Annotated in this window: 24 protein-coding genes; 3 read left to right on the top strand and 21 right to left on the bottom strand. The window is 67.7% G+C overall.

The features are described from left to right. Positions 1-9 precede the first annotated feature (9 nt). The 10 genes from ABD927_RS16385 to ABD927_RS16340 form a co-directional block, all read right to left on the bottom strand. Positions 10-525: a MarR family winged helix-turn-helix transcriptional regulator gene (locus tag ABD927_RS16385; RefSeq protein WP_345250908.1), complete on the bottom strand. Its 516-nt coding sequence runs from the start codon at positions 523-525 to the stop codon at positions 10-12. A gap of 34 nt (positions 526-559) precedes the next feature. Continuing rightward, positions 560-970 carry a DUF3830 family protein gene (locus tag ABD927_RS16380; protein WP_345250907.1) on the bottom strand — a complete coding sequence of 137 codons (411 nt, stop codon included), beginning with the start codon at positions 968-970 and terminating at the stop codon, positions 560-562. A 13-nt stretch (positions 971-983) separates the two neighbouring features. After that, complete coding sequence (locus tag ABD927_RS16375; RefSeq protein WP_345250906.1) at positions 984-1,610, bottom strand: LOG family protein; 627 nt, start codon at positions 1,608-1,610, stop codon at positions 984-986. A 96-nt stretch (positions 1,611-1,706) separates the two neighbouring features. Continuing rightward, the gene (locus ABD927_RS16370; protein ID WP_345250905.1) at positions 1,707-2,531 is read right to left on the bottom strand and encodes an ABC transporter permease; all 825 of its coding nucleotides are present in this window, start codon (positions 2,529-2,531) and stop codon (positions 1,707-1,709) included. Then, on the bottom strand, positions 2,528-3,391 hold the full coding sequence (locus ABD927_RS16365) for an ABC transporter ATP-binding protein (RefSeq protein WP_345250904.1): 864 nt from the start codon (positions 3,389-3,391) through the stop codon (positions 2,528-2,530). Before ABD927_RS16365 ends, ABD927_RS16370 begins: the two co-directional genes overlap by 4 nt. Beyond that, a complete protein-coding gene (locus ABD927_RS16360) occupies positions 3,388-3,510 on the bottom strand; it encodes a hypothetical protein (RefSeq protein WP_345250903.1) in 123 nt (40 codons plus the stop codon). Before ABD927_RS16360 ends, ABD927_RS16365 begins: the two co-directional genes overlap by 4 nt. Then, positions 3,507-4,961: a dihydroorotase gene (locus ABD927_RS16355; protein ID WP_345250902.1), complete on the bottom strand. Its 1,455-nt coding sequence runs from the start codon at positions 4,959-4,961 to the stop codon at positions 3,507-3,509. Before ABD927_RS16355 ends, ABD927_RS16360 begins: the two co-directional genes overlap by 4 nt. 16 nt (positions 4,962-4,977) lie before the next feature. Continuing rightward, positions 4,978-5,769 (bottom strand): SDR family NAD(P)-dependent oxidoreductase, encoded by a 792-nt coding sequence (locus ABD927_RS16350; protein WP_345250901.1) that lies wholly within the window; start codon positions 5,767-5,769, stop codon positions 4,978-4,980. A gap of 19 nt (positions 5,770-5,788) precedes the next feature. Next, on the bottom strand, positions 5,789-6,826 hold the full coding sequence (locus ABD927_RS16345) for an ABC transporter substrate-binding protein (protein WP_345250900.1): 1,038 nt from the start codon (positions 6,824-6,826) through the stop codon (positions 5,789-5,791). Between the two features lie 50 nt (positions 6,827-6,876). After that, positions 6,877-7,683 (bottom strand): cysteine hydrolase family protein, encoded by an 807-nt coding sequence (locus tag ABD927_RS16340; RefSeq protein ID WP_345250899.1) that lies wholly within the window; start codon positions 7,681-7,683, stop codon positions 6,877-6,879. A 421-nt stretch (positions 7,684-8,104) separates the two neighbouring features. Here ABD927_RS16340 and ABD927_RS16335 point away from each other — a divergent pair, with 421 nt between their 5' ends. After that, complete coding sequence (locus ABD927_RS16335; RefSeq protein WP_345250898.1) at positions 8,105-9,028, top strand: LysR family transcriptional regulator; 924 nt, start codon at positions 8,105-8,107, stop codon at positions 9,026-9,028. Between the two features lies 1 nt (position 9,029). Here the strand turns inward: ABD927_RS16335 and ABD927_RS16330 are convergent, their stop codons facing one another. The 3 genes from ABD927_RS16330 to ABD927_RS16320 are packed head-to-tail and all read right to left on the bottom strand — an operon-like array spanning position 9,030 to position 11,828. Continuing rightward, positions 9,030-10,166, bottom strand: coding sequence for a deoxyguanosinetriphosphate triphosphohydrolase (locus tag ABD927_RS16330; protein ID WP_345250897.1), 1,137 nt, complete (start codon positions 10,164-10,166; stop codon positions 9,030-9,032). Positions 10,167-10,182: 16 nt separating this feature from the next. Continuing rightward, on the bottom strand, positions 10,183-11,298 hold the full coding sequence (aroB, locus tag ABD927_RS16325; RefSeq protein ID WP_345250896.1) for a 3-dehydroquinate synthase: 1,116 nt from the start codon (positions 11,296-11,298) through the stop codon (positions 10,183-10,185). Continuing rightward, positions 11,295-11,828 carry a shikimate kinase gene (locus ABD927_RS16320; RefSeq protein WP_345250947.1) on the bottom strand — a complete coding sequence of 178 codons (534 nt, stop codon included), beginning with the start codon at positions 11,826-11,828 and terminating at the stop codon, positions 11,295-11,297. Before ABD927_RS16320 ends, aroB begins: the two co-directional genes overlap by 4 nt. A gap of 287 nt (positions 11,829-12,115) precedes the next feature. On the opposite strand from ABD927_RS16320, the gene ABD927_RS16315 reads away from it, so the two are divergent. Then, on the top strand, positions 12,116-14,488 hold the full coding sequence (locus ABD927_RS16315) for a penicillin-binding protein 1A (protein WP_345250895.1): 2,373 nt from the start codon (positions 12,116-12,118) through the stop codon (positions 14,486-14,488). Between the two features lie 12 nt (positions 14,489-14,500). Here ABD927_RS16315 and cyaY read toward each other — a convergent pair whose 3' ends face one another. Then, on the bottom strand, positions 14,501-14,833 hold the full coding sequence (gene cyaY / locus ABD927_RS16310) for an iron donor protein CyaY (RefSeq protein ID WP_345250894.1): 333 nt from the start codon (positions 14,831-14,833) through the stop codon (positions 14,501-14,503). Positions 14,834-15,305: 472 nt separating this feature from the next. Here cyaY and lysA point away from each other — a divergent pair, with 472 nt between their 5' ends. After that, positions 15,306-16,601, top strand: coding sequence for a diaminopimelate decarboxylase (lysA, locus tag ABD927_RS16305; RefSeq protein ID WP_345250893.1), 1,296 nt, complete (start codon positions 15,306-15,308; stop codon positions 16,599-16,601). A gap of 579 nt (positions 16,602-17,180) precedes the next feature. On the opposite strand, the gene ABD927_RS16300 is transcribed toward lysA, so the two are convergent. The 7 genes from ABD927_RS16300 to ABD927_RS16270 form a co-directional block, all read right to left on the bottom strand. Continuing rightward, the gene (locus tag ABD927_RS16300) at positions 17,181-17,489 is read right to left on the bottom strand and encodes a hypothetical protein (RefSeq protein ID WP_345250892.1); all 309 of its coding nucleotides are present in this window, start codon (positions 17,487-17,489) and stop codon (positions 17,181-17,183) included. Positions 17,490-17,721: 232 nt separating this feature from the next. Next, a complete protein-coding gene (locus ABD927_RS16295) occupies positions 17,722-18,015 on the bottom strand; it encodes a type II toxin-antitoxin system RelE family toxin (protein ID WP_345250891.1) in 294 nt (97 codons plus the stop codon). Further along, the gene (locus tag ABD927_RS16290; protein WP_345250890.1) at positions 18,005-18,256 is read right to left on the bottom strand and encodes a type II toxin-antitoxin system Phd/YefM family antitoxin; all 252 of its coding nucleotides are present in this window, start codon (positions 18,254-18,256) and stop codon (positions 18,005-18,007) included. Before ABD927_RS16290 ends, ABD927_RS16295 begins: the two co-directional genes overlap by 11 nt. Positions 18,257-18,381: 125 nt before the next feature. Further along, the gene (locus ABD927_RS16285; RefSeq protein ID WP_345250889.1) at positions 18,382-18,990 is read right to left on the bottom strand and encodes a protein-methionine-sulfoxide reductase heme-binding subunit MsrQ; all 609 of its coding nucleotides are present in this window, start codon (positions 18,988-18,990) and stop codon (positions 18,382-18,384) included. 98 nt (positions 18,991-19,088) lie between these two features. After that, on the bottom strand, positions 19,089-20,069 hold the full coding sequence (msrP, locus tag ABD927_RS16280) for a protein-methionine-sulfoxide reductase catalytic subunit MsrP (protein ID WP_345250888.1): 981 nt from the start codon (positions 20,067-20,069) through the stop codon (positions 19,089-19,091). Between the two features lie 137 nt (positions 20,070-20,206). After that, positions 20,207-21,538, bottom strand: a complete 1,332-nt coding sequence (ccsB, locus tag ABD927_RS16275; RefSeq protein WP_425570276.1) for a c-type cytochrome biogenesis protein CcsB — start codon at positions 21,536-21,538, stop codon at positions 20,207-20,209. Further along, the gene (locus ABD927_RS16270) at positions 21,538-23,670 is read right to left on the bottom strand and encodes a cytochrome c biogenesis protein ResB (RefSeq protein WP_425570275.1); all 2,133 of its coding nucleotides are present in this window, start codon (positions 23,668-23,670) and stop codon (positions 21,538-21,540) included. Before ABD927_RS16270 ends, ccsB begins: the two co-directional genes overlap by 1 nt. Between the last annotated feature and the right edge of the window lie 33 nt (positions 23,671-23,703).

Genomic DNA, 23,703 nt, shown 5'->3' with positions numbered 1-23,703 from the left:
TGGGCGGCCTCAGCGGCCGCGCCCGGCCGATGCCGACGCGGCCGCCACTTCGGCGGCGTCGTGCAGCATCAGCTCGGCCTGCCGCTGCAGCTTGTGCAGGATGACATCGAGCTGCGCCTGCTCCTGCGGGTCCAGCACCGACACCAGTTGCTCCTGGCGCCGGCTCCAGGCCGGCTGGATCTTGGCGTACAGCGCGTTGCCCTTGGGCGTCAGCTTGAGAATTACCCGTCGCGCATGGTTCGGGTCGGGCAGACCCACCAGGTAGCCCTTTTCAGCCAGCGCCGCCGCGGCGCGGCTGACCCAGCCCTTGTCGGTGGCCAGCATCTCGGCCAGCTCGCTTACGCTGGCCGGGCCTTCCAGCGCGATCGACACCAGCAGCCGCCATTGCGCGAGCGGAATCCCGTACTGTCCCGCGTACAGGCGGACGGCTCCCTTGCCGAGGGTGTTGGACAGCACCAGCAGCCGGTAGGTGAGGCGGTCGCGGTAGCCGACGCGCCGTTGCGGAGGTTTGTCATGCGTATCCATGGGCGTCAATCGTACAACGCGATTGTGGCGCACATCAGGCCGCTTCGAACAGAATGTCCTGCGCCCCTTCCCACAGGGTCTTCTCGCCCAGCGCGCGCAGGTTTTCCCTGCCTTCGACGATGGTCAGGAAATGGTTGCCGGCCAGTTGCCCCATCTTGCTGGCGAACATGCAGCTGCCGTAGGCCATGATGATTTCGGTTTCGCTGTAGCCGCCGGGGTAGAACAGGATGTCGCCCACCGAGGGGTGGCTGGTGTGGTTCTCGAAGCCCACGCCCAGCTTGAAGTCGCCCAGCGGGATCCAGCAGCCCTCGCCGCTCCAGCGCACGTGGATGATCTTTTGCCGGTAGGGCAGCAGCTTGAAGAAGGCCGCCACCGTTTGCGGGGCCTGGGGGTTGGGCTCGGCGATGAAGGTGTGGCCGGCGGAGGTGATGCGTACGCGGGTCATGGCTGGCGTCGGGTCAGGGAGTTGGAGCGGATGGGACGGCCACATTGTCGCCCGGGCCGAACCATTTCTGCACGGTCGGCGCGCGCCAGACGGCCAGGGCGTCGAGCATGCGCTGCGGGTCGGCCTCGATCACGATCATGTCGCGGTGCTCGGGCTTCATGAATTGCTCGGCCACGGCGTGGTTCAGCATGGCGCGCATCGGCTCGTAGAAGCCGCGCACGTTCAGCGCGCCGCAGGCCTTGCTGTGGTCGCCCAGCTGGGTGAGGGTGGCAGCCTCGAACAGCTCTTCCAGCGTGCCCAGGCCGCCCGGCAGGGCGATGAAGGCGTCGGCCAGCTCGGCCATGCGGGCCTTGCGCACGCGCATGTCGGCCACGATCTCGTGCGTCGACAGGGCCGGATGCAAGTGGCCGCGTTCGTGCAGGCGACGGTTGATGATGCCGGTCACGCGGCCGCCGGCGGCCAGCGCGGCATCGGCCATCAGGCCCATCAGGCCTTTGTGCGTGCCGCCGTAGACCAGCTCGATGCCGCGGCCGGCGATCGCCTGGCCCAGGGCGCGGGCGGCGTCGGCATAGGCCGGCGAAATGCCGGGGTTGGAACCGCAGAACACCGCGATGCGGCGCAGGAGGGGAAAGTCGCTCATGGTTCGGTCGTCGTGGCTGTCGGCAGGATTATCCCATTGGGGCGCTGATCCCGGCCCGCGGCCGGTCTCCACGAGGCGCGGCCGGGTGCGGGGCCTTCAGGCCATCACGATATCCTGCTCGGCCTTGCGCTGCGTCCAGCCCGTCAGGCGCATCTCGATGTAGGCCGAGATGGCGTACAAGGCCACGCCCAGCACCGCCAGGATGATGAGCCCGGCGAACACCAGCGGCACGTCGAAATTGCCGCTGGCGATCATCATCACGTTGCCGATGCCCTTGTTGGCGGCCACCGTTTCCGACAGCACCGTGCCGACGAACGACAGGGTGATGGCGATCTTCAGCGACGCGAACAGATAGGGCAGCGCGCGCGGCAGGCCGACGTTCCACAGCAGGTCGCGCTTGCTGGCGCCGAGCACCTTGAGCACGTCCTCCAGTTCCGGCTCGGTGGTGGCCAGGCCGGTGGCCACGTTGACCACCACCGGGAAGATGCTGATCACCATCGAGGTCAGGATCGCCGGCACCGTGCCGGAGCCGAACCACACCACGAAGATCGGCACCACCGCCACCTTCGGGATGCTGGAGAAACCCACCAGCAGCGGATAGGCCACGTCGTAGGCCAGCCTGGAAGAGCCGACCACCACGCCCAGCACCACGCCGGCCAGCACGCCCAGCACGAAGCCGGCCACGGTGGTGTAGAGCGTCTGCACGGTGTGCGGCCACAGCAGCGGGAATTTTTCCACCAGAACGACGATGATCTGCGAGGGCCGCGGCAGCACGAGGTCGGACACGCCGGTGGCCAGGCAGATCAGTTCCCAGGCAAGGAAGAAGCCGACCAGGGCCACCGCCGACAGCAGGTAGCGGCGCGCCCGCGGCGACAGCGCGAACGAAGCACTCGAAGAAGTCGAAGCGGGAACGGCGCTCATGCGGCCCTCCTGTCGTCGGCGGCGCGCGCGTCGCCGTCGCTGCGCGCATGGGCGATGCGCATGCGCAGTTCCTGCACCAGCGTGGCGATCTCGGGCGCGTAGCTGCCTTCCAGCGTGCGCGGGCGCGCGAACGGCACCGCGCGGTCTTCCAGGATGCGACCGGGCCGCGCGCTCATCACGCAGATGCGATTGGCCAGGTAGGCCGATTCGCGCAGGTCGTGCGTGACCAGCAGCACCGTGGGGCGCTTGGCGATCCACAGGTCCTGCATGATGGCCCACAGCTCTTCGCGCGTGAACTGGTCCAGCGCGCCGAACGGCTCGTCGAGCAGCAGCAGCTGCGGTTCGTGCACCAGCGCCCGGCACAGCGAGGCGCGCTGCAGCATGCCGCCCGACAGCTGCCACGGCCGCTTGTCGCCGAAGCCCTTCAGGCCCACCTGGGCCAGCAGCGCCTCGGCGCGTTCGGCGTATTCGCCGCGCTTCTTGCGCGCGAAGTCGGCGCGGAAGGGCTGGACGATCTTGAGCGGGATCATCACGTTCTCGCGGATCGTCAGCCAGGGCAGCATGGTGGGGTTCTGGAAGGCCAGCCCGATGCGCACGCGCGGCGCGTGCGGGTCGTGCAGCCGCGCGTCGGCCGCCGCGGCCGGCGCCCCGGCCTCGCGGCCGCCCACGATGACCGCGCCCGAACTGGGCCGCAGCAGGCCGGCGGTCAGCTTCAGGATGGTCGATTTGCCGCAGCCGCTGGGGCCCACCAGGGCGACGAAATCGCCCTCGCCCACGCGCAGGTCGGTATGGTCCAGCGCCAGCGTGCCGCCGCCGTAGCGCAGCGTGACGTCGGCCAGTTCGATGAAGGTCGGATTCATGAATGAGTTCCCGTGGGCAGGAAAATCGGCACGCCGCCGGCGCAGATCGCCGCCGCCGATCGGCCGTTCGATGCCGGATGCCCGGCGTTGCCCGAGGCGCGGCGCGCGTGGCCGGTCATGGCATCATCTCCAATGGCCGCGCCGGCGGCGCGCCTTCGGGCGTGGCCAGCACGGCGCTGGTATAGCTGTCGGCGTTGCGCGGCCGCGGCGCCGGCATGCGCTGCACGGCCTTGACCGAGCGGCCCCAGCCCGCGGCCTCTTCCACCAGGTTGCCGTCGCGCATCACGAAGCGGCCGCGCACCAGCGTGTGCAGCGGCACGCCGCGCACCGTGCGGCCGTGCCAGGGCGAGATCCGGCTCAGGCTGTGCAGGCGCCCCTGCGACAGCACGCCGCCGCGCGCCATGTCGACCACGGCGATGTCGGCATGCGCGCCGGGCGCGATCACGCCCTTGGCGCCGTACAGGCCCCAGGCCTTGGCCGGGTTGACCGAACTCCAGCGCACGTAATCCATCAGCGTGGCCCGCTCGCGGTTGATCTCGGTCAGCATCAAGGGCATCTGCGTTTCCACGCCGGGGAATCCGCAATCGCAGTCCCAGATGCTGTCGCGGGTTTTCTCTTCCGGCGTGTGCGGCGCGTGGTCGGTGGCGATCATGTCGATCACGCCTTCCATCAGCGCGTCCCACAGCGGCTGGTTGTGGCGGGCCTCGCGGATCGGCGGGTTCAGGCGCAGGATGCCGCCCAGGCGGCCGGTATCGCCGGTGTTCAGCAGCAGGTATTGCGGGCAGGTCTCGACCGTCACGTCCACCCCGCGCCGCTTGGCCTCGCGCAGCACGAACAGCGAATCGGCCGCGCTGTGGTGGGCGATGTGCACGCGCGCGCCGGTCCATTCGGCCAGCGCCAGCACGCGGCCGATGGCCTCGATCTCGCACACCGCCGGCCGCGACGCCAGGTGCGCCAGCGCATCGTTGCGCCCGGCGTCCTGCAGGCGCTGCTGGCGGCGCGCCATGATGGAGGAATTCTCGGCATGCACGACGGTGCGGATGCCCAGCGGCGCCAGCTTCTCGAAGCCTTCGAGCAGGGCGCCGTCGCTGGGCGCCGGCAGGTTGCCGAAGGTGTTGCCGACGAAGGCCTTGAAGCTGGTCACGCCGCCTTCCAGCAATTCTTCCAGGCGGTCCACCGTGTCGTCGCCGAACAGGCCATGGATGCCGTAGTCCACATAGGAGGACTCGGCCGCCTTCTGCTTGAGCCGCAAGGCCTCCAGCGTGCCGGTGGGCGGGTTGGTGTTGGGCATGTCGAACACCGTGGTCACGCCGCCGCAGGCGGCCGCGGCCGAACCGCTCTTCCAGTTTTCCTTGCGCGGATAGCCGGGATCGCGGAAGTGCACGTGGCTGTCGATCGCGCCGGGCAGCAGGTACAGGCCGTCGGCGCGCAGCTCCTCGCGCCCGGCCGGCATCAGGTCGTCGTGGCCGACCGCCACGATGCGTTCGCCGTCGATGGCCACCGCGGCCTGCACCATGCGGTCGGGGGCGACGACGGTGCCGCCGCGGATGACCAGGTCTACTTTTTCCATCAGTGTCTTCCTCTTTTCAGAGCATCGCCCAGCCGCCGTCGACCGGCAGGTCGACGCCGGTGATCTGGCGCGACGCGTCGCTGGCCAGGAACAGGCAGGCCTGGGCGACGTCGTCGTCGGTGGTCACGCGCCGCAGCGCGTAGTCGGCGGCGTGGCGTGCCATGGCCTCCTCCAGGCCGATGCCCAGGCGCGCCGCCATCTCGGCGCACACCTTCTCGCGGAAGCGCGGCCCGTCGACCATGCCCGGCGCCACGCAATTGACGTTGACGTTGTACGGCCCGGCCTCCAGCGCGAAGCTCTTGGTGATGCCGCGCAGGCCCCATTTCGAGGCCGAGTACGCCATGCGGCCGGCGCGGCCGCGCATGCCGAAGGTACCGCCCACGTTGACCACCTTGCCGTAGCGGCGCTCGATCATGCCCGGCAGCACGGCGCGCATGGTGTTGAAGCAGCCCTTCATGTTCAGGCCGACGATGTCGTCGAACTCCTCGGCGGTGGTTTCCCAGCCGGTCTTGCCGATCGGGCCCGAGCCGCCGGCCACGTTGACCAGGATGTCGACGCGGCCGAAGGCCTTCTCGGCCGCGCGCGCCAGCGCCTCGGTCTGGCCGGCGTCGACCAGGTCGCAGCGCACCACCTCGGCACGCGCGCCGAGTTCGCGCGCCTCGGCGGCCACCGGCTCGATCGCGGCCAGGTCGCGGCCGGCCAGCACCAGGCCGCAGCCCTCGCGGGCGAAGGCGAGCGTCACCGCGCGCCCCATGCCCTTGGCCGGTCCGGTAATGACGGCCACTTTGTTCTTCAGTTTCAAATCCATGGGAATCGGCTCTCGGTCGTCAATCGGCGCCGCCGGGCACGAGCTTGGACGGGCGCTCGGCGCGCGGCGGCAGGAAGCGGTGGTCGAACACCTGGTCCACAGCCGGCGTGGCGGGCAGGCTGGAGGCCTGCACCACCAGGTCGATGGAGCGCTTCAGGCGGGCGTCGTCCACGTCGCCCAGGCCCAGCCTGGCGAGTTCGGGGTGGCTCATGTCGCGCTTGAGCGTGTAGAGCAGCTTTTCCTTTTCCAGCGGGGCCTTCAGCAGCGGCTCGCGCTTGAGCACGGCGGCCACGCCCATGTCGGGATCCTTCAGCACGTCCTTGACAGCCTTGTTCACGGCCGACAGGAAGCCCTTGACCGCTTCGGGATGCTCGGCGACGAACTTGCGCGAGAAGAACAGCGTGTTGGAGTACAGGTCCAGGCCGTAGTCGCCGAAGTTGACGAAGCGCAGGTCCTTGTCGGGATCGATGCCCACGCCCTTGGCGGCGAAGCGGATGGTGGTGATGTAGCCGAACACGCCTTCCACCTGGCCGCGCACCAGCATCTGCTCGCGCAGGTTGGGCGCCATGTTGGTGATGTCGACCTTGGCGGCGTCGATGCCGGCCACCTTGGCGAAGGTCGGGAACAGCTTGAGCGCGCCGTCGTTGGCCGGCCCGCCCAGCGTGCGGCCCTCGAAGTCCTTGGGCGTCTTGATCGGGCTGTCGGCCTTGACCGCCACCGTGAACGGCGGGTTGTTATAGAGCATGAACACCGCCACCGGCGCGTCGGCCGGCCGCCTGGCCGCCAGTTCGATCAGCGCGTTCATGTCGCCGAAGCCGGCGGTGTAGGTGCCGGCCGCCACCTTGGGCACGCCGGCGGCCGAGCCTTCGCCCTGGTCGATCTCCACGTCCAGCCCTTCGGCCTTGAAATAGCCCTTGTCCTGGGCGACGAAGAACCAGGCCTGCGGGCCTTCGTACTTCCAGTTCAGGGTGAGCTTGATCTTGGTCTGGGCCATCGCGGCCAGCGGCATCAGGGCCGCGCACAGGGCAAGCGGGGCGAGTCGGCGTGCGAGTTTCATGTCGGTTCCTTGCGGTTCAGGAAGGGGCGGCCGGTGCGAGAGGTCTCGCGTCAGCCTTGTGTTTGCGGTGAAAGGGAAGCGTCGAGCGCCGCCAGCAGCGCGTCGGTGCCGGCAACGAAACCGTGCAGCTGGCGGACCAGGAAATGGATGGCGTCGGTCACGTAGGCCGGCGACGGCGTGCCGCAGGCGTCGGCCAGCAGGATGTTGTCGTAGCCGAGGAAGCCGGCGTCCTGCAGGGTCGAGAACACGCAGCGGTCGGTATTGACGCCGGCGTACAGCAGCGTGGACACGCCCTGCCGGCGCAGCACCGAATCGAGTTCGTTGTCCCAGAAGCCGCTCAGCCGGTGCTTGTAGACGGTGATGTCGGATCCGGCCACGGGCAATTCCTCGATCACCTGCGCGCCCCAATGGCCCGGCACCAGCGAGGGGCCATGGTCCTCCGGCGAGCGCTCGCCATAGCCCGTCGTGCCGCCGCGGCTGCCCTTGTACAGCACGGTGGGCGGCAGGTTGAGCCGGTCGGCGCGGATGCCCCAGTTGAGCCACAGCACCGTGCCGCCCGCGGCGCGCCAGGCCGGCAGCAGCCGCGCGATCGCGGCGATGGGGGCGCGCATCGGCGCCACGTCCTGGCCCTTCTGGCCGATCCAGCCCTGCGGGTGGCAGAAGTCGTTCTGCATGTCGACGACCACCAGCGCGCTGCGCAGCGCGTCGATCTCCAGCGCCTGGCCGCCCACGGCGCCGAAGCGCAGCGGCCGCGGCGGCGCGGGCCGGCGCACCAGGCTCAAGACCTGGCCGTCGTCGCGCCAGGCGGTATCGGGCGCGGTGCCGTGCAGGCCGGGAACAACTTGCCGAGCGTCCATCTTGGCGGAATCCTTGGGGCGATGCGCCGGCGTTGTGCGCCGGCGCGGTGGGAAGCGATGGCTCTTCCCTATGCAATCCCCGTACCGGGAAGACTGATTCCAGTGCATCGGATCGGTACTTTATTGCGCCGCTTCCGTTGCCGATTCGGCAACGATCGCGAGATTGGACCGATGCCACTTGGCCGAACCGCTCATGGCCCGACGCTCAACAGCGCCCCGGCGACCAGGCGCAATCGCCGGCAAACCGGCCCCCGGGGGCGGGCATGCTTGCCAGGCGGCGAGGCCTGCGCACCAAAGCGACGCATTCCGCACCACCATGAAGCGGGCAGGCGGCATCACGATGCCGCCGTCCTCCGTGTCCCGCAGGGCCGCCCGGGAAGAGTCCGGCAACCGCGTGGACGCGGCGACAGGTACGGGTACCATGGCCGCATCGCCCAGCCGCTCCAGCCCGATGAACCACCTGCGCTTTCTCCGCTACGTCGACGAAGTCGCCCGCGCCGGCTCCATCCGCCAGGCCGCCGAACGGCTGCACGTGGCGCCTTCGGCCGTCAACCGCCGCATCCAGGACCTGGAGGAAGAACTCGGCACGCCGATCTTCGAACGGCTGCCGCGCGGCATGCGGCTGACCGCCGCCGGCGAGCTGTTCGTCGGCTACATCCGCGAACGCAACGCCGAACTGGAAAGCATCCGTTCGCAGATCGAGGAGTTGAAGGGCCGGCGGCGCGGCACGGTGCGGATCATCGCCAGCCAGGCGCTGGCGCCGGCCTGGCTGCCCGCCGCGGTCACCAGCTTTCGCGAAACGCACCCGCTGGTCGCCTTCGACGTGGCGATCGGCGACCACGTCCGCGCGCTGGCCGCCCTGCGCAGCTTCGACGTCGACCTGGCCCTGGTCTTCAACCTCGACGCCGAGCCCGACATCGAAGCCATGGCCCAGTTCGACCAGCGCCTGGTGGTCGTCATGCACCGCGACCACCCCCTGGCCGCCCGCGACCGCCTGCGGCTGCGCGAATGCGCGGACTACCCCGTGGTGCTGGCCAACCGCGACACCGGCGGCCGCCAGCTGCTCGAACGCTTCCTGGCCCGCAGCTCCGTCAAGCTGCAGCCGATGATCGAAAGCAATTCATTCGAATTCCTGCGCGGCTGCCTCTACCACGGCAATGCCCTCTCGTTCCAGATCGACATCGGCGCCGTCAGCAACGGCGGCGAACTGATCGCCCGCGACATCGAAGACCGCAACTTCCCCCGCGGCAAGCTGGTCCTGGCCGGCCTGCGCAGCCGGCAACTGCCGGTCATCGCGCATGCCTTCGCGCAGCATGTGCGGCAACGGCTGGAAACCGGCGGCTAGATCAATCGTCGAACAGCGCGAACAACCGCCGGTGTTCCTTGGTCGCGTAGCGGTCGGTCATGCCGGCGATGTAGTCGGCGATGGCGCGGGCCTGTTCGGCGCGGCCTTCGACCTGGTATTGCGGCGGCAGCAGGCGGGGCTCTTCGAGGAAGGCGGTGAAGAGGTCGCGCACGATGCGCTTGCCTTTGCTGGTCATGCGCATCACTCGGTAGTGCCGGTACAGGTTGTCGAACAGGAAGCGCTTGAGCGCCTGGGCCTCGGCCCGCACCGACGGACTGAAGCCGGCCAGCAGCGGGCCGGCGCGCACGTCGTCGATGGAGGCGGGCGCCAGGTCGGCGATGTTGCGAGCGGTGGTGGTGGTCAGGTCGACGATCAGGGTGTTGATCATCCGCCGCACGGTTTCGGTAATGGCGCGCCGCTCGGGCAGGCCGGGATAGCGTTCCAGCACCTGCGCGTGGTGGCGGCCGAAGATGGCCACGTCGCGCAGTTGCTCAACGTCGATCAGCCCGGCACGCAGGCCGTCGTCGATGTCGTGGTTGTTGTAGGCGATCTCGTCGGCCAGATTGGTGATCTGCGCCTCCAGCGAGGGCTGGGTGCGGTTGAGGAAACGCTCGCCCACGTCGCCCAGCGCCCGTGCCCGCTCCACCGAGCAGTGCTTGAGGATTCCCTCGCGCGTCTCGAAGCACAGGTTCAGCCCGTCGAACTCGCCGTAGCGTTCTTCCAGCCGGTCCACCACCCGCAGGCTCTGCAGGTTGTGCTCGAAGCCCCCGGCCTCCGGCGCGGCTTCGCGCATGCAGGCGTTGAGGATGTCCTGCCCGGCGTGCCCGAACGGCGTATGGCCCAGGTCGTGCGCCAGCGAGATCGCCTCGACCAGATCTTCGTTCAGCCCCAGGTTGCGCGCGATGGAGCGCGCGATCTGCGCCACTTCCAGGCTGTGCGTGAGCCGCGTGCGGAACAGGTCGCCTTCGTGGTTGATGAAAACCTGGGTCTTGTATTCCAGCCGGCGGAAGGCGTTGGAATGGACGATGCGGTCGCGATCGCGCTGGAACTCGGTACGGCCCTCGGGCGGCGGCTCGGGGTGGCGGCGGCCGCGCGAGCGGGCCGGGTCGGCGGCGTAGGGAGCAAGCGCGTTCGCCATGGCGCCGGGCCTGCGCTCAGGCCAGCGTGGCGATGGCCGACGGCTCGCCGGCCTGCCGCGCCACGGTCAGGTCCAGCGCGCGCCGCACCTGCTCGGCCGCGGCCGGGGTACGCACCGCGCGGCCCAGCTCGGGCAGCAGGATGAAGCGGATCTGGCCGCCTTCGGTCTTCTTGTCGCCCTGCATCAGGTCGAACCAGCGTTCGGTGCCCAGGTCGGGCGCGTAGGTGGGGCAGCCGATGGCAGACACCAGCGCGCGGATGCGGTCGGCGTCGCCCCGCGGCAGGCCTGCCGCCAGTACCGACAGTTCGGCCGCCTGCACCATCCCGCAGCCCACGGCCTCGCCATGCAGCCAGGCGCCGAAGCCGACGCCGGCCTCGATCGCATGCGCGAAGGTATGGCCGAAATTCAGGATCGCGCGCAGCCCCGTCTCGCGCTCGTCCTGCGACACCACCCAGGCCTTCAGCTCACAGGAGCGGGCGATCGCCGCCGCCAGCGCGTCGGCCTCCAGCGCGCGCAGCCGGCCCGCCTCGGCCTCGCACCAGGCGAAGAAGGCGGCGTCGAGGATGGCGCCGTATTTGATGACTTCCGCCAGCCCGGCCGACACCTCGCGCGCGGGCAGCGTGTTCAGCACGTCGGTGTCGATTTCCACCGCGATCGGCTGGTAGAACGCGCCGATCATGTTCTTGCCGCTCGGATGGTTGACGGCCGTCTTGCCGCCCACCGAGGAATCCACCTGCGCCAGCAGCGTGGTCGGCACCTGGATGAAGCGGATGCCCCGCATGTAGACCGCCGCGGCAAAGCCCGCCACGTCGCCGATCACGCCGCCGCCCAGCGCGACGATCACCGCCCGCCGGTCGCAGTGATGCGCAAGCATCGCATCGAAGATCAGGTTCAGCGTCTGCCAATCCTTGTAGGCCTCGCCGTCGGGCAGCTCGACGCGCAGCACCGGCTTGCCGGACGCCCGCAGCGCGGCCTCGGCGCGCTTGCCGTACAGCGCCGCCACGGTGGGATTGGTGACCAGCACCAGCGTGGTGGCATCGGCCGGCACCGACTCGGCCAGGCGGTCGAGCCGGCCGGGGGCGATGCGGATGGGGTAGCTGCCCCCGGGCGTATCGACGCGGACTTCTTTCATGGGTTCTCCAGCGGCGGCAGCTCGGCAGCCGCGACGACAGGCTTGCCGCATTGCTGCAGCAAGGGAAGAATGCGCTGCACCAGCCGCGGCACCGACGAACGGCCGGTATCGACCACCACGTCGGCCACCTCTTCGTACAGCGGCTCGCGCTGGGCCAGCAGTTCGACGATGCGGCCCAGCGGATCGGCCGTCTGCAGCAGCGGCCGGTTGCGGTCGTGCCGGGTGCGCTGGTAGAGCTCCTCGGCGCGGGCGCGCAAGTAGATTACGATGCCGCGCTGCGCCAGCAGCCGGCGATTCTCGGCCGACAGCACCGCGCCGCCGCCGGTGGCCAGCACCACGCCCTCCATCCGGCTGCATTCGTCGATGGCGCCGGTTTCGCGGCGGCGGAAGCCCGCCTCGCCTTCCAGCTCGAAAATCGTGGGGATACGCACGCCGCAGCGCTCCTCGATCAACTGGTCGACGTCGACGAAGCGGCGCCCCAGCGCCCGCGCCAATGCGCGGCCGATGGTGGTCTTGCCGGCGCCCATCATGCCGATCAGGAACACCGGCGCGGCCGGGCCGGGCGCCGGGGCGGACGGCGCGGGGCAGGGGTCGAGGAAGGCGTTCACGGCACGGCGCAGGCTGCGGCAATGATAATCGGCCAATTATCCAGCAATGCGGCGGCGACGCCAAAAAAGGCCGGCCGCGCCCCCTGCCACGAACGGATCCGGCCCCGGCACGCACTGTTACAGGAACGACGCGCGTTGCCGGCGGTCTACAAGCGCCGTCCTGTCGATGTTCCTATAATGGGTCAATTCCTAACGGAAGCTGTCTCCTCATGTCCCGAATCATCCTGAAGATCGCCGGCGTGTTTGCCGGGCTGGCGGTCTGCGGCGCGCTGCTGGTCGGATTGGCGCTGGCGCTGGCCTATCCGAACCTGCCCGACCTCGACGCGCTGACCGATTACCATCCGAAAGTCCCGCTCCGCATCTACACCGCCGACAACGCCCTGATCGGCGAATTCGGCGAGGAGCGGCGCAACGTGGTGCGCATCCGCGACGTCCCCGACGTGCTGAAGTCCGCCATCCTGTCGGCCGAAGACGACCGTTTCTACCAGCACGGCGGCATCGACTGGACGGGCGTGATCCGCGCCGCCCTCACCAACCTGGTCAACATGTCCAAGACGCAGGGCGCCAGCACCATCACGATGCAGGTGGCGCGCAACTTCTACCTGTCGTCCGAGAAGACCTGGACCCGCAAGCTCTACGAAATCCTGCTCACCTTCAAGATCGAGTCCAACCTCAGCAAGGACCAGATCCTCGAGCTCTACATCAACCAGATCTACCTGGGCCAGCGCGCCTACGGCTTCGCCGCGGCCGAGCGGGTCTACTTCGGCAAGCCCCTGTCCGACATCACCGCTGCCGAAGCCGCGATGCTGGCCGGCATTCCCAAGGCGCCGTCGCGCTACAACCCGATCGTCAACCCGCCCCGCGCCAAGGCCCGCCAGGAGTATGTTTTGCAGCGCATGCTCGCGCTCGGCTACCTGACCGAGCCCGAATACCAGGCGGCCCTCAACGACAAGATCCGCATCCGCCCCGTGGGCGGCGAATTCTCCGTGCACGCCGAATACGTGGCCGAGCTGGCGCGCCAGCTGGTGTACGACATCTACAAGGAAGACACCTACACGCGCGGCATCAACGTCTACACCACCGTGCGCAAGGATGACCAGAACGCCGCCTACGAATCGCTGCGCGACGGCGTGATGGACTACGAACGCCGCCACGGCTATCGCGGCCCCGAAGCCTTCGTCGACCTGCCGGCCAATGTCGAGAACGACCCCGAAAAGCTCAACGAGGCGGTCGACGAAGCCCTCAACGACCACCCGGACGACGACGACCTGCTGGCCGCCGTGGTGCTGTCGGTCGAGACCGGCAAGGAAGCGAAGGTGCGCGTGGCGCGCAGCACCGGCGACATCGTCGAGATCAGCGGCAAGGGCCTGCGCTTCGTGCAGTCGGCGCTGTCGGCCAAGGCCCAGCCTACCCAGCGCCTGCGGCGCGGCGCCGTGGTGCGCATCCACAAGCTGGGCAACGACTGGGAAATCCTGCAGACGCCGGCGGTGCAGGCGGCGTTCGTCTCGACCGACCCGCAGACCGGCGCGATCCGCTCGATGGTGGGCGGCTTCGACTTCTACCGCGGCAAGTTCAACCGCGTCACCCAGGCCTGGCGCCAGCCGGGCTCCAGCTTCAAGCCCTTCATCTATGCATCCTCGCTGGAGCGCGGGCTGACCCCGGCCACCATCATCTCCGACGACCCGTTCGTGCTGGAGGCCTCGGCCACCGGCTCGCAGCGCTGGGAGCCGAAGAACTACGAGGGCACCAACGAAGCGCCGATGACGATGCGGCAGGGCCTGGAGAAATCGAAGAACATGATTTCGATCCGCATCCTGCAGACCATCGGCCCGCAGTACGCGCAAGACTACATCACCCGCTTCGGCTTCGACGCGGCGCGCCACCCAGCCTACCTGACCATGGCGCTGGGCGCGGGCACCGTCACGCCGCTGCAGATGGCCGGGGCGTACTCAGTGTTCGCCAACGGCGGCTACCGCGTCACCCCCTACCTGATCGACAAGGTGACCGACAGCACCGGTCGCGTGCTGATGCAGGCGCGGCCCACCAAGGCCGGCGACGAATCGCTGCGCACGATCGACGCGCGGGTCGCCTTCATCACCGATTCCATGCTGCGCGACGTGGCCCGAGTAGGCACCGCCGCCGGCGCCCGCGCGCTCAAGCGGTCCGACGTGGCCGGCAAGACCGGCACTACCAACAACTCGGTGGACGCCTGGTTCGCAGGCTATACGCCCAACCTGGTGGGCATCGCGTGGATGGGCTACGACCAGCCGAAATCGCTGGGCGTGCGCGAAACCGGCGGCGGCGCGGCGATGCCGATCTGGCTCAAATACATGCAGAGCGCGCTGAAAGACGCCCCGCCGCCGCGCGACCCGGTCGTGCCGCAGGGCGTGCTGGTACAGAATGGGGATTACTACCTGGCGGAATTCCCGCCGGGGCAGGCGGTGGCGTCCATCGGCCTGCCCCCGCCGCCGCCCAGCGATCCGATGTCGAGCTTCTTCGACGGCGTGGGCAACTGGATCAACAACAACAGCGGCCGGCAGAGTTCGCTGCCGTCGCCCAACGGCGACAGCACGCCGCCGTGACGGCGGAGCGCGTCAGGGCAGCGTGACGGTGATCGGCCGGCCGGCCTGCTCCGTACAGATCCGCGACAGCGCGGCCGCCATTTCTTCGCCCGAGCGGGTGTCGATCCAGCGGCCGTCCACCTGGCGATAGTGGAAGCCGCCGCTGCGCGCCGCCACCCACATTTCGCGCATCGGCGATTGGCTGTTGATCACGACCTGGCTGCGGTCGGCAAACGTCAAGGTCAGCACGTTGCCGCTGCGCGCGCTTTCGACGTCGATGTCCAACTGTTCGAACCAGTGGTCGCATTGTGCCTCGATCGCATCGAGGATGGCCTCGGCCAGGGCCAGGAACTCGCTTTCGTTCATATAGAATAGGCTCCCCCCTACGCGCTTCGCGCGCCCCCCCAGGGGGCGATGCGGGCGGACCGGCGGAGCCGGATCCGCCGCATCCTGGAGGGGGCGAAGCGGGGTGGTACGCAATCTGGATAACGTTGATGAAATATGCCCGTCCGGCACGCGCCGCATGCCAGCATCCCGACAGTCAGGTTGGGGATGCCTTCATTGTAGCCAGCGCGCCCTCCAGCGCCCGAATCGCCACGCTGCGCGCAGGGCGATTGGCGGCTGTGCTCGCGCTGGCCGCGTTGGCCGGAGCCTGCGGTCAGGTAGGCCCGCTATACCTGCCGCCCCCGGCACCGCCCGCCCCGCCGCCCGAGCATCCCGCCACCGTGGCGGCGCCCGAACGCGCCCGGCAGCCCGCGCCGCCGCCCCAACCCCCGGCCAGCTCGACCTCAAGCATCAGCGAGCAGAACCGACCCACCTCCGATTCCCAGATTCCATAATGAACGCCGCCCAGCGCCCCCTGCCGACCCCGGTCGGAAGCCCCCACTTTGCCTATCGCGACGGCGTGCTCCATGCCGAGGGCGTATCGGTGGCCGAACTGGCCGACCGCCTCGGCACCCCGCTGTACGTCTATTCCCGCGCCGCGCTGCGGGCGGCCTACGGCGCCTACCAACAGGCGGTCGGCAGCCGCAACGTGCTGGTCTGCTACGGCATGAAGGCCAACTCCAACCTGGCCGTGCTGCGCGAATTCGCGCGCCTGGGCGCCGGCTTCGACATCGTGTCGGAGGGCGAACTGCAGCGCGTGCTGGCGGTAGGCGGCGATCCGGGCAAGGTGGTGTTCTCGGGCGTGGGCAAACAGGCCTACGAAATGCGCGCAGCGCTGGAAGCCGGCGTGAAATGCTTCAACGTCGAATCGGTGGCCGAGCTGCACCGCCTGTCGGACGTAGCCACCGCCATGGGTCGGCGCGCGCCGGTGTCGCTGCGCGTGAACCCCGACGTCGACCCGCGCACCCATCCCTACATCTCCACCGGGCTGAAGGAAAACAAATTCGGCATCGCCATCGCGGAAGCGCCCCAGGCCTACCGCACGGCCGCGTCGCTGCCCGGCCTCGACGTGGTCGGCGTTGATTGCCATATCGGCTCCCAGATCACCGAGGTATCGCCCTACCTGGACGCGCTCGACAAGTTGCTGGACTTACTCGACACCCTAGCGGCTGAGGGCGTGACCATCCGCCACCTGGACCTGGGCGGCGGCCTGGGCATCCGCTATTCGGACGAAACGCCGCTGTCGCCCTCCCTGCTGCTCGACGCAGTGTTCGAGCGATTGCGGACGCGCGGCTACGGCGACCGCCAGATCGTGATGGAGCCGGGGCGTTCGCTGGTGGGCAACGCCGGCGTGCTGGTGACGCAGGTCGAGTATCTGAAGCCGACCGAGGTGAAGAACTTCGTCGTGGTCGACGCGGCGATGAACGACCTGATCCGGCCCACGCTATACGAGGCGTATCACGGCGTATTGGCGGTGGCGCCGCGTTCGGACGAACCAAGCGCCTTGTACGACGTGGTCGGGCCGGTGTGCGAAAGCGGCGACTGGCTGGCGCGCGACCGCGAACTGGCGGTGCGGCAGGGCGATTACCTGGCAATCGAGTCTGCTGGGGCGTATGGGATGGTGATGGCCAGCAACTACAACACCCGGCCGCGGGCGGCCGAGGTGATGGTGGATGGCGACCGGTTCCATGTGGTGCGGGGACGGGAAACGGTCGCGCAGTTGCTGGCGTTGGAATCGACGGTCGAGTGAGAATTCAGCCGGTTTACTGAGCATCCAGGCCGAGGGAAAACAAGCCGACATGAGAGCGCGCGCCGTCGTCCGCGTGGGATACATTGCCTTCTTCGCCAACGCATAGCCATGACGGGCATGGAAAATTGCAATGCCGTCAAAATCTGGAATTGTGGATAAGCAACCTGCTGCCAGGTTCTCTCACCATTCGTGGTACGGAATAGCCGGAGCTCTCCGCCAAAAATCCTTTCCATCAGCACCCAGCCATGTAGCGGATCGACTAAATGGAAATCCGTGATATCGCCAGCCAAGCCGTTCCCGCTCCCGTTCTCGTCCGCCCCTCCACTTGGAACGCCTTCCACATCGCCCACCATTCTCCGTCCGCAACATCAGCAAGCCCCGTGGATTCGGAAAGGCTTTCTTATCTTATAAAGGCCTGCATCGTCAGCAACCACACTTGCAATCCGCTTAGCACGACCAACCGTAGTGGCCGCAGCGCCAGCTAGAGGCGGCTTTCCGACGCCTGCCCGTGTGAAGCGTGACAAGCCCTAAAGTACGGTTCGGCTGGCCGTTGCGTTCTCCCTAGCGACGCCCAGCGATTTAGAGATCAAATGCCTCCCATAACTTGGCACGAAGGGCGTCCAACTTTTCATTTGCCAAGATTCGCTTAGTTTCATCATCCGACCAAAAAAAATATTCTGCAAACCCTCGCCCTCCCTCATTCATAGTCTTGTAAATCGATCGGGCATTTTCCCAACCAAGGCTATTCACCTCCCCGCCCCCGTTTGTTAGCTCGCCAATTGCAGCCTTAATGCCGCGGCGCCAATTCTCTTCGCCGTTATTTAGGAGAAGAGAATTCAATTCCAACAACAAACGTCGGATTTCTTCGCACTCATAGACCGGAGCCATCACATCGCCTATCGAATTGGAGTGGATTTCAAAATTTGAACGCCTTTTATAGCCCATGGCGTTGGCACAAATACTTGGTTAGTGTCTGCCCCACCCAGATGGACTCCTCCCTGATACCCCACGGGCCCTTCATAAATAGTGGTAACCAGCGAGTACGCATGCGCGACGTCGCGGCTGTTGTCGAGCATGACGGTCAAGTCGGCCGTGCTGACCGCGGCCTGGGTACATGCGGCTATTTCTTGCGCAGTTGCGCCTGTTCATACACTTGGCTTTTGTCTCGTCGACCAACCGCCAGCACCAACACCGTAACGACCTGGTCGTTGACCTCGTAGACCAGGCGGTAGCCCACCGTGCGCAATTTGATCTTGTAGGTATTCTGCATGTCCCTGCCCCGCAGCTGCGCTGTGGGAACGTGCGGCTTTTCCAGCCTCTCGGCCAGTTTGTCCTTGAACTGCTGTTTGATGCTGCCGTCGAGTTTGCGCCATTCTTTGAGGGCGTCTTCGTGAAACTCCAGGCTATAGGTCATCGAGCGAGACCTTGACCGCCTTGCCGCCACGACGCTTGCGGACGATGTCGGCCAACTCGGCATCTTCCAGGCGGTCCATCAGCGCTTCGAACGCGCGGGCCGAAATCACATAAGCGGTGGCGCGATTGTGGTTCAGGACAGCCACGGGAGCGTTGTCGGCTTCATCGATCACGGCATTGGGATTGCGACGCAGATCGGTGATGCTGACAGTGGAGGAGGCAAATATGGGATTGACGCTCATGGCATGCCTCGCATGAAGGGACAGGCTGAATATTGCATTATTTTATGCATTATTTTGTGCAATTTCAATCGGCCTTCACTTCCGCGCGACAGGGCGCATTGCCCTGGACTGCACCGCCAAACCATTCAATGCCGTGCCTGTCCGTACCGACGCAGCCCCCTGGCGCGCCACCATCCCCACACCCGCCACGCCATCAACCCCGCGAACACCGCCACGTAAATCGTCACCACCGCGAAATCGTTCTTGCCGGCCTTCTGCCACCAGTAATGCAACAGCGCCAGCACCACGATCCCATATACCATCCGGTGCAGCGCCTGCCACTTGCGCCCCAGCCGGCGCATCCACCCCTGCGTTGACGTAACCGCCAGCGGAATCAGCAGCACCAGCGCCGCAAACCCCACCATGATGAACGGCCGCTTGGCCACGTCCGCCAGGATAGCCACCACGTCGAACCACTGGTCCCACCAGACGTAGGTGGTGAAGTGCAGACAGGCGTAGAAGAAAGAGAACAGCCCCAGCATCCGCCGCACCCGCAGCAGGGTGGGCTGTTTCAACAGCACCCGCAGCGGCGACACCGACAGCGTCAGCAGCAAGCCGGTCAGCGTCCACCTGCCGGACGATCGCGTCAGGAATTCAACCGGATTGGCCGTGAGCCCATCGTGGGTGCCCAGCCAGACCCAGCGCGCGATGGGAAACAGGCAGACGATGAACAGCAGGGTCTTGAAAACCGGCATCGGGACGCCGAATACGCGCAGCGCCGGCGTCCTGCGCGGCGCGGCGGGCCGGGGCGGGACCGACCCGGCGGCGGGCTCGGGGGCGCGAGCGGAAGCCACTAGTAGTAACGCTTCAGGTCCATGCCCGCATACAGCGACGCCACCTGGTCGGCATAGCCGTTGAACGGCAGCGTCTTGCGCTTGGGGGTGAACAGCCCGTCTTCGCCGATCCGCCGTTCGGTGGCCTGGCTCCAGCGCGGATGCGGGACGTCGGGGTTGACGTTGGCGTAGAAGCCGTATTCCTGCGGCGCCGCCTTGATCCAGCTGGTGACGGGCTGCTTTTCGACGAAGCGGATGCGCACCAGCGATTTGCCCGACTTGAAGCCGTACTTCCACGGCACCACGATGCGCACCGGCGCGCCGTTCTGGTTGGGCAGCGTCTCGCCGTATACGCCGAAGGTCAGCAGCGTGAGCGGATGCATGGCTTCGTCCATCCGCAGGGCTTCCACGTAGGGCCAGTCGAGCACGCGGGTGCGCAGGCCGGTCATGGTGTCCTGCTGCACGACGGTGGTGAATTCCACGAACTTGGCGTTGCCGGTGGGCTCGACGCGGCGGATCAGCTCGCGCAGCGAATAGCCGGTCCAAGGGATGACCATCGACCAGCCCTCCACGCAGCGCAGCCGGTAGATCCGCTCTTCCAGCGGCGCCAGCCGGCGCAGGTCGTCCAGGCCGATGGTCTGCGGTTTGGCGACTTCGCCGTCGATCGTGACGGACCATGGGGTGGTCTTGAAGCGGCCGGCGTTGTCGAACGGATCGGTCTTGTCGGTGCCGAATTCGTAGAAGTTGTTATAGGAAGAGATGTCTTTGAACGGGGTGACCTTGTCCATCACCACGTAGTTGGCATTGCGGGTGGCGGCCAGCTTGACGCCAGTGGTGCGGGGGGCGGCTTCGGCGGCGAACGCGCGGCGCCCGGCCCAGCCGGACATCCCCAGCGCCGAGGCGGCCAGGCCGGCTTGCAGCATGAGCCGGCGGCGGTCGCGGTAGACCGCTTCGGGGGTGATGTCGGACGGCAGCACATCGGACGGCTTGCGGATCAGCATGACAGGCTCCAGTAAGGCACCGGCGGCCGCAAGGCCGGGCGCGGCGGCGCTCCGGATAGACCGGGCCGGCCCGGGCAAGTTTCAGCAGGCCGGCCGCGGCGGAGCGTCAGCGCGCCCGCGCCCTACGGCCGGAGCGATCAGAGCTCGCCGTACGAATGCAGGCCCGACAGGAACATGTTTACGCCGAGGAAGGCAAAACCCGTGACCAGCAGCCCGACCAGCGCCCAGTAGGCCGCCGCGTTGCCGCGCAGGCCCTTGATGAGCCGCATGTGCAGCCACGCGGCGTAGTTGAGCCAGACGATCAGCGCCCAGGTTTCCTTCGGATCCCACTGCCAGTAGGCGCCCCAGGCGTCGGCCGCCCACAGCGCGCCCAGCACGGTGGCCACCGTGAAGAAGGCGAAGCCGACCGCGATGGCCTTGTACATGATGTCGTCGAGCACTTCGAGCGACGGCAGGCGTTCGGCCAGCGCGCGGCGGCCGAGCAGGATGCCGGCCACGATCAGCGCCGCCACGCCGGCGTAGGTGGTCCAGTAGGCGGGCAGGCCGCTCTGGCGGAACACCATGGGCTCGACGGCCAGCAGCACGCCCAGCACGAACAGCGGCGCCAGCGCGGCCGCCGAGCGGGTCTGGCCGTGAGCCTTGACCAGGTAGGCGAAGGCCACCATGGCCGATAGCGAGAACGTGCCGTAGCCGATGAAATTGGCGGGCACGTGCAGCTTCATCCACCAGCTTTGCAGCGCCGGCACCAGCGGCTGGATCTGCTGCGCGTTGCGGTCGAAGGTGTACCAGAGCAGGAAGGCCACGGCCGAGGAAATGACCAGCAGCACGAAGCCGCCCAGCGCGCGGGTGTCGTATTTCTGTTCGAAATACAGGTAGAACAGCGAGGTGATCAGCGAGAACAGCACGAATACTTCGTACAGGTTGCTGACCGGGATGTAGCCGATGTCGGGGCTGAGCAGGTAGCTTTCGTGCCAGCGCACCAGCAGGCCCGTAAGGCCGGCGAATACCGCGCTCCAGCACAGCGCCGTGCCCAGCCAGGCGCCGGTGGCGCTGCGGAACACCAGGCCGATCCAGTAGCAGGCGGTGGCCAGGAAGAACAGCGAGCACATCCACAGGATGGCCGATTGCGACGACAGCAGGTATTTCAGCAGGAAGGCCTGGTCGGCGCGCGCCAGGTCGCCGTGGTAGGACATGACGGCCAGGCCGGCGGCCAGCGCCACCGCCACCATCAGGGCGCGCAGCGGCCGCCACAGCCAGCCCAGCCAGGCCAGCACCGGCACGGCGCCCACCAGGATGGCCTTGTCGTAGTAGGTCATGATGCCGCCGACGCGCATCATCGCGAAGGCGGCCCCGGCCGCCAGCAGCAGCAGGAAGACGGGATCGGTCCAGTCGACCTTGCGGCCGCCGGTTTCGAAGCGCGACAGGCGGGGCGAGAGGCCCTGCGGGGATTCGGTCGAAGTCAGTTCCATTACGTACCACCCTTGGCGGCCCCGAGCAGCGCGGCGACGTCTGCCCTGAGCCGTTCGAATTCGCGGTTGAAGTCCAGCGTGCGGCGCTGGGAGGTCATCGCCATCATCGCATGCGCGCCTGGCTGGCCGTTCGCGGGCCGGACCCAGATCCAGACCCGGCGCTCGCGGATGTAGAACATCGAGAACACCCCGGCGATCAGCAGCAGGCAGCCCAGGTATACCGCATTTTTCCCCGGCGTGCGGCTGACCTGGAACACGCTGGCCTGGACCTGCTTGAAATCGGTCAGCGACAACAGCACCGGCGCCGGGTACACGGTCAGGTCGGACAGCGCGGCGATCGACAGTTGCAGCCAGTTGGCGGCCTGCCGGGCTTCGGGGCCGGTGCGCGGCAGCGGCGGCCGGCCGGTGCGCTCGCGCTCGACGGCGCGGACGTCGTCCATCGCGCCGCCCAGCAGCTTGATGACCACGTCGGCGGCGCGCTGCTGCTCGTCGGCCGCCACGCTGTTTTCCAGGAAGCGGGCGATGGCCTGCAGGCCGCCGCTGGCGAAGGTGTCGAGCGCCCGCCGGGCCGAGGCCTCCAGCTGCGAGACGAGCTCGTCGGAGGCGGCGCCCGAGCCGGTGGCGGCGCGGTTGGCTTGGGCGAAGCGGCGCGCGGCCTCGGCGCGCACGGCCGGATCCTGCAGCGCGGCGCGCAGGGCCAGGAATTCCTTCACCGAATGGTCGGCATCGGCGGGGATCCGCATGTAGCGGAATTCATCGTCGGGGTTGGCGCGCGCGCCGGCCAGGAAGACTTCGTTGCCGTCGATCGCCACCGGCAGCATGTAGTTGTGGAATTCGTAGGCCTGGCCGCTGGCGTCGCGCAGCTTGTACTGCACGCTGGGGCCGACGTTGCGGAAATCCTTGTCGTGCCCGGGCCGCGCCGCGCTGCCGGCCACGGAGGCCACGTGTTCGCGGAAGTTCTGCGGCTGAGCGGCGCCGGGGCTGCCGGCGGCGAAGTTTTCGACGTTGATGGGGCGGAAACCGCTGAATTCGACCGTGAGGTCCTTCAGCTCGGGCGGCGCGCCGTCGGCCTGCAACGCCGCGGTGCCGCCCACCGTCCCATGCACCGGGAAGGCGTAATCCTGGCTTCCGCGCAGCGTATGGCCGACAAGTTGCAGCGAACTGCCGCCATCGTCGAAACTGGACTGGTAGACCGTCACGCCCTTGTAGCGCAGCGGTTCGTTGACCTTGATGGTGGCGGGGAAGACCTTGCCGGTGTCGGGATCGGTGACTTCGACTTCGCTGGCGAACAGGCGCGGCATGCCGGTCGAGTAGTACTCGACGATGAACTTCTTCAGCCGCAGCGTGAACGGCAGCGGCTGCACCATGGCGCCATCGTCCACCATCACGATGGCATTGCGCGTCTGGCCGCCTTCGGGCACCAGCACATTGGCGCGGAAGCTGGGGTTGGCCAGCCCCAGGCGGCCCGACGGCGGCACGTCGGCAATCGCCATGTTGTCGAACAGGGGATGCTTGCCGCCGAACCAGATCTGCAGCCGCACCGGCAGTTCGCTGTCGAGCAGGCCGCCGATGCAGATGATGACGATGGCCGAGTGGGCGAAGATGTAACCCAGCCGGTTGCCGGTGCCCGTCTTGGCGGACAGCAGTGTGGCCTCGCCATCGCTGCGTTCGCGCACGGCGTAGCCGCGGGCCCGCAGCAGGCCGCCCAGGGCCGCCGCGGCCTGCGGGGCGGGTTGGGCGGAATTGAATTCACCGCGGTGGTGGAACGATCTCAAGCTGCTTTCGCGCACATTCTGCCGGAAAGACCGCATATCGCGCAGCATCTTCGGCGAAGTGCGCAGCAGACAGAGCGTGGTGGAAACCACCAGGAAACCCATGATGAGCAGAAACCACCACGCGTTGTAGACGTGGTAAAGCGAGAATTTGTCGAACAATTCGTACCAGAACGGGCCGAACTGGTTGATGTAGTTGTTCGACGGCTGGTTCTGCACCAGCACCGTCCCGACGACGCTGGCCAGGCAGATAAAGCTCAGCAGGCTCACCGCGAACCGCATCGAGCAGAGCAGTTCGACGAAATCGTTGCCGAGCCTTTGCACGGTCAGGGGGCGGCGGTCGGGGATGATGGCTGTCATGGTGGCGGTTGGAGGCCGGTTGCGCTGCAGGCC

It is taken from the genome of Pigmentiphaga soli, from assembly GCF_039541095.1.
In the GTDB taxonomy this organism is placed as follows: domain Bacteria; phylum Pseudomonadota; class Gammaproteobacteria; order Burkholderiales; family Burkholderiaceae_B; genus Pigmentiphaga; species Pigmentiphaga soli.
This window is presented reverse-complemented; position numbering and strand designations above follow the sequence as displayed.

Coding starts and splice junctions, on each gene's coding strand:
- ABD927_RS16385 (WP_345250908.1), bottom strand. CDS start 525: ATGGATACGCATGACAAACCTCCGCAACGGCGCGTCGGCTACCGCGAC.
- ABD927_RS16380 (WP_345250907.1), bottom strand. CDS start 970: ATGACCCGCGTACGCATCACCTCCGCCGGCCACACCTTCATCGCCGAG.
- ABD927_RS16375 (WP_345250906.1), bottom strand. CDS start 1,610: ATGAGCGACTTTCCCCTCCTGCGCCGCATCGCGGTGTTCTGCGGTTCC.
- ABD927_RS16370 (WP_345250905.1), bottom strand. CDS start 2,531: ATGAGCGCCGTTCCCGCTTCGACTTCTTCGAGTGCTTCGTTCGCGCTG.
- ABD927_RS16365 (WP_345250904.1), bottom strand. CDS start 3,391: ATGAATCCGACCTTCATCGAACTGGCCGACGTCACGCTGCGCTACGGC.
- ABD927_RS16360 (WP_345250903.1), bottom strand. CDS start 3,510: ATGACCGGCCACGCGCGCCGCGCCTCGGGCAACGCCGGGCATCCGGCA.
- ABD927_RS16355 (WP_345250902.1), bottom strand. CDS start 4,961: ATGGAAAAAGTAGACCTGGTCATCCGCGGCGGCACCGTCGTCGCCCCC.
- ABD927_RS16350 (WP_345250901.1), bottom strand. CDS start 5,769: ATGGATTTGAAACTGAAGAACAAAGTGGCCGTCATTACCGGACCGGCC.
- ABD927_RS16345 (WP_345250900.1), bottom strand. CDS start 6,826: ATGAAACTCGCACGCCGACTCGCCCCGCTTGCCCTGTGCGCGGCCCTG.
- ABD927_RS16340 (WP_345250899.1), bottom strand. CDS start 7,683: ATGGACGCTCGGCAAGTTGTTCCCGGCCTGCACGGCACCGCGCCCGAT.
- ABD927_RS16335 (WP_345250898.1), top strand. CDS start 8,105: ATGGCCGCATCGCCCAGCCGCTCCAGCCCGATGAACCACCTGCGCTTT.
- ABD927_RS16330 (WP_345250897.1), bottom strand. CDS start 10,166: ATGGCGAACGCGCTTGCTCCCTACGCCGCCGACCCGGCCCGCTCGCGC.
- aroB (WP_345250896.1), bottom strand. CDS start 11,298: ATGAAAGAAGTCCGCGTCGATACGCCCGGGGGCAGCTACCCCATCCGC.
- ABD927_RS16320 (WP_345250947.1), bottom strand. CDS start 11,828: ATGATGGGCGCCGGCAAGACCACCATCGGCCGCGCATTGGCGCGGGCG.
- ABD927_RS16315 (WP_345250895.1), top strand. CDS start 12,116: ATGTCCCGAATCATCCTGAAGATCGCCGGCGTGTTTGCCGGGCTGGCG.
- cyaY (WP_345250894.1), bottom strand. CDS start 14,833: ATGAACGAAAGCGAGTTCCTGGCCCTGGCCGAGGCCATCCTCGATGCG.
- lysA (WP_345250893.1), top strand. CDS start 15,306: ATGAACGCCGCCCAGCGCCCCCTGCCGACCCCGGTCGGAAGCCCCCAC.
- ABD927_RS16300 (WP_345250892.1), bottom strand. CDS start 17,489: ATGGCTCCGGTCTATGAGTGCGAAGAAATCCGACGTTTGTTGTTGGAA.
- ABD927_RS16295 (WP_345250891.1), bottom strand. CDS start 18,015: ATGACCTATAGCCTGGAGTTTCACGAAGACGCCCTCAAAGAATGGCGC.
- ABD927_RS16290 (WP_345250890.1), bottom strand. CDS start 18,256: ATGAGCGTCAATCCCATATTTGCCTCCTCCACTGTCAGCATCACCGAT.
- ABD927_RS16285 (WP_345250889.1), bottom strand. CDS start 18,990: ATGCCGGTTTTCAAGACCCTGCTGTTCATCGTCTGCCTGTTTCCCATC.
- msrP (WP_345250888.1), bottom strand. CDS start 20,069: ATGCTGATCCGCAAGCCGTCCGATGTGCTGCCGTCCGACATCACCCCC.
- ccsB (WP_425570276.1), bottom strand. CDS start 21,538: ATGGAACTGACTTCGACCGAATCCCCGCAGGGCCTCTCGCCCCGCCTG.
- ABD927_RS16270 (WP_425570275.1), bottom strand. CDS start 23,670: ATGACAGCCATCATCCCCGACCGCCGCCCCCTGACCGTGCAAAGGCTC.